Genomic DNA, 4008 nt, shown 5'->3' on the forward strand with positions numbered 1-4008 from the left:
AGACATCAGGGTGATCGGCTGCTGCACCAGAATTCCCGACGCGGTGGCGATGGATGCGCCGTCGCGCCCCGCCGTCGACAGCACCGTCTGCGAGCCGGTCGCCATGAGCCCCTCGGTGAGCACCGCAAGCGACGCGTTGTACAGCAGCAAGGCGTCTTCGTCGCCGACCTTGACGAGCAGGGCGGTCGCGGCGACGCGCTCGAAGTTGGCCACGAAGTCGTGTGCCGAGTGCAGCATGCCCTCGCGCGGATTCGGGTCGATCAGCAGCCGGGTCTGCGGATCGACGACCGCACCCTCGAGCAGTTCGACCTGCTCGAGCGAGTCGAAGCGCAGGCAGCTCACCACCACGAACGGGGCCGCGTCGATCGCCTGTCGCACGCGATCGTCGAACTCGACGAACCGCTCGACCGAGGCCTCGTTGAAGCTGTAGCGAGGCTCGCCGTCGGTGCGGTCGGAGATGGCGCGTGCTGTGCCGCGCGGGCTCGGCGTCGCGATGAGCTCGACTCCGTAGTCGCTCAGAAAGGCTCGGATCTTTTCGCCGTCGGAGTCGTCTCCGACCATCGCGACGAGCGTGGTCGCAACGCCGAGGCGAGCGAGTCCGACGGCCACGTTGAGGGCGGCCCCGCCGACGAAGTCCTCCGAGCCCTCCGACGTGCGGAACTCGTCTATGAGAGCATCGCCGATCACCACAACGCAACCCGTCGCATCCACCATCGCGTGCACCCCTACGTTCGCCGAGCCTCAGGATGCACACTCTATTACCGGCCACTTCTTCCGTGCACCCGAATAGGGTGGTGTCGATGCCTCGACCACTCGATCCCTTGGCCCGATTCGACGTGCGACCATGACCGCGGGCGTGACAATCGAGTTCACCGGCCTCACCAAGACCTTCGGGGCGGTGCAGGCGGTGTCAGACCTCTCGTTCACCGTCGAACCGGGCCGCGTCACGAGCTTTCTGGGTCCGAACGGCGCGGGCAAGACCACGACGCTGCGAATGCTCCTGGGGCTCGTGCGGCCGACATCCGGCACTGCGACCTTCGGTGGCACCGCCTACCGCGACCTGCCGTCGCCGCTCGCGACCGTCGGATCCGCGCTCGAGGCGGCCAGCTTCCATCCGGGCCGCAGCGCCGCCGACCACCTGCGCATCTATGCCCAGGCCGCGGGCATCGACCGCGAGCGCGTGCAGCTCGTTCTGCACCGGGTCGGCCTCGGCGCCTACGGCGACCGCCGCGTCGGCGGCTACTCGCTCGGCATGCGCCAGCGGCTCGGCCTCGCGTTCGCGCTGCTCGGCGACCCCGGCGTGCTGGTGCTCGACGAGCCGATCAACGGGCTCGACCCCGAGGGCATCAAATGGATTCGGCTGCTGCTGCGCGAGCTCGCCGACGAGGGGCGCACCGTTCTCATCTCATCCCACCTGCTTAGCGAGGCGCAGCAGAGCGTCGACGAGGTCGTCATCGTGTCGCACGGCAAGCTCATTCATCGCGGCTCGCTGGCCAGCCTCGATACGAGCGAGCAGAAGCAGGTCGTCGTGGATTCGACGGATCGCGCCGCGCTGACGGCGGCCCTCGAGGCGGCCGGCTACGCCGTGAGTCCGCTGCGCGGCGGCGTTCTCGTCGGCGACGCCGAGGCCGCCGAGGTGGGCCGCATCGCGTTCGCCGCCGGCATCCCGGTCACGGCGCTCTCGCAGAAGCGGGTGGGTCTCGAAGAGAGCTTTTTGCACCTCGTCGGAGAGGAGGGGGCGCTGTGAGCAGTTTCGGCGGAGTCCTGCACTCCGAGGTCACCAAGATCACGTCCACCCGCCTGTGGTGGATCCTCAGCATCATCATGGTCGCGTACATCGCCGTGTGCGCCGGCGGCCTGGCGGCACTGTTCGGCTCGCTTGGCACTCCCACGACTTCGCCGCTCGCCGACGACGCGCTGGTGCCGCTCGTCTACAGCTTCGGTCCCTCGCTCGGCTACGTGTTCGCTGTGTTGCTCGGTGCACTCGCGACGACGAACGAGTTTCGGCACCAGACGCTCACGCCCACGTTCCTCGCTGTTCCGCGCCGATCGCGGGTGCTGGTCGCCAAGCTGCTCGCCCTCACCGGGGCCGGAGCGGTCTACGGGGTTCTTGCGCTGGTCGCGTCCGTCGGAGCGGGGGCGGCCGTGCTCGCGATCGTCGGCATCGACCCGCTGCTCACCGACGGCGGCACGTGGGCGCTGATCGGCCGCTCTGTTCTGGCCATGGCGCTGTGGGCCGCCATCGGAGTCGGTCTCGGCGTGCTCGTGCCGAGCCAGGTCGCTGCCATCGTGATCGTTCTGGCGTTCACGCAGTTCGTCGAGCCGCTGCTGCGCCTCGCATCCGCAATCACCGACTTCACGGCACAGGTCGGCCGCTTCCTGCCCGGCGCCGCGAGCGACGCGCTCGTGGGCCAGAGCGCCTACCAGCTGGCGGGCGCAGATCCGCTGGTGCTCGAGTGGTGGCAGGGCGGCCTCGTGCTTGTCGGCATCGCCGTCGTCGTGAGCATCCTGGGCTGGTTCACCAGCTGGCGCCGCGACGTCACCTGATACCTGTTCTTCGCGAGCTTTCTCTCGGGAATACATTCGTCACATCGTCGCGTTTGCCCCAGAGGCAGCCTCGCCTTGTCACACACGTTCTCGACCGAAAGAAGCATCGTCGTGCAGCTCTTCTCCCCCGTCTCGCTCGGCTCCCTCGCCCTCAGCAACCGTGTCGTCATGGCGCCGCTCACGCGGCTGCGCGCCGACGAGCACGGCGTTCCGGGCGACCTCATCGCCCTGCACTACGCCCAGCGCGCCACGGCCGGACTGCTGATCACCGAGGGAACGTTCACCTCGGCCGGCGCGCAGGCCTATCCGGGACAGCCTGGCATCGCGACCGATGAGCAGGCCGAGGGATGGGGCCGGGTCGCCGACGCCGTGCACGAGGAGGACGGCCTGATCGTGATGCAGCTGATGCACGCGGGCCGGGTCACGCATCCGGTCGTCAACAGCGGACTCACGATCTACGCACCCAGCGCCACCGCCATCGAGGGCGAGGTGCGCACGCCCGACGGCGCGTTCCCGTACCCGGTTCCCACGGCGGCCACGGCAGACGAGCTGCAGCGCATCATCGAGGAGCACGTGGCCGCGGCCCGCCGCGCCGTCGAGGCCGGACTCGACGGCGTCGAGGTGCACTCGGCCAACGGATACCTGCTGCACCAGTTCCTCTCGCCCACCAGCAACACGCGAACGGATGCCTACGGCGGCTCCCCCGAGAACCGCGCCCGGTTCGGCGCCGAGGTCATCGAAGCCGTCGCCCGCGAGATCGGCGCCGACCGGGTGGGCGTGCGCATCTCACCCGAGCGCAACATCCAAGACGTTCTCGAGAACGATGCGGAAGAGACCCGCCTCACCTACGAGGCGATGGTGGATGCGATCGCGCCGCTCGGGCTCGCGTATCTCAGCGTGCTGCACCCTTCTCCGGCATCGTCGCTCGTGCAGGATCTGCGCCGCCGCTTCGCCGGCGCGGTCATTCTGAACAACGGATTCACGACTCCGACCACACGCGAAGAGGCCCGCAGCCTGGTGAACGACGGACTCGCCGACGCGGTCGTCGTGGGCCGCGCGCTGCTCGCGAACCCCGACCTGGTTCGCCGCTGGCGCGACGAGGAGCAGCTCAACGAGCCCGACGCGAAGACGTTCTATGCCGCTGGGGCGACCGGGTACACCGACTACCCGACTCTGTAGCGGTGAGCATTCCGAGTCAGGCCCGGAGTGAGTGTTTTTCTCGAGACAGAGCGAGCCCTATCTCGGGTTGAAAAGTGTCTATTTCTGCTGGCTATTTGCTGGCCCGGCGGATAGCGTGTGAGAGCGGGTGGGGGCACCCGCGCGTTATAACACTTATCTATTAGGGGAATCTCTGTGAGAACTGCTACACACCCGAGAACATCTCGGTCGTTGTCATCCCGCGTCGCAATGATCGGCACAGCTGCCCTCATCGCCGTCGCGCCCATTTTCGTCACACACACG

At 68.1% G+C, this 4008-nt stretch carries 4 protein-coding genes; 3 read left to right on the top strand and 1 reads right to left on the bottom strand.

Annotation, left to right across the window (positions count from 1 at the left end):
* A partial coding sequence (locus ACE5CZ_RS02480; RefSeq protein WP_374945781.1) for a carbohydrate kinase family protein occupies nt 1-690 on the bottom strand: 690 nt, incomplete at its 3' end.
* 154 nt (nt 691-844) lie between these two features.
* Here ACE5CZ_RS02480 and ACE5CZ_RS02485 point away from each other — a divergent pair.
* The 3 genes from ACE5CZ_RS02485 to ACE5CZ_RS02495 all read left to right on the top strand — a co-directional run bounded on the left by ACE5CZ_RS02485 (nt 845) and on the right by ACE5CZ_RS02495 (nt 3726).
* Nucleotides 845-1747 carry an ABC transporter ATP-binding protein gene (locus ACE5CZ_RS02485; RefSeq protein WP_374945782.1) on the top strand — a complete coding sequence of 301 codons (903 nt, stop codon included), beginning with the start codon at nt 845-847 and terminating at the stop codon, nt 1745-1747.
* Nucleotides 1744-2547: an ABC transporter permease gene (locus ACE5CZ_RS02490; RefSeq protein ID WP_374945783.1), complete on the top strand. Its 804-nt coding sequence runs from the start codon at nt 1744-1746 to the stop codon at nt 2545-2547. The genes ACE5CZ_RS02485 and ACE5CZ_RS02490 overlap by 4 nt, the downstream gene beginning before the upstream one ends.
* Before the next feature lie 111 nt (nt 2548-2658).
* The gene (locus ACE5CZ_RS02495; RefSeq protein ID WP_374945784.1) at nt 2659-3726 is read left to right on the top strand and encodes an alkene reductase; all 1068 of its coding nucleotides are present in this window, start codon (nt 2659-2661) and stop codon (nt 3724-3726) included.
* Nucleotides 3727-4008: the final 282 nt, after the last annotated feature.

The sequence above is a fragment of the Agreia sp. genome, assembly GCF_964263775.1.
Lineage (GTDB): Bacteria > Actinomycetota > Actinomycetes > Actinomycetales > Microbacteriaceae > Agreia.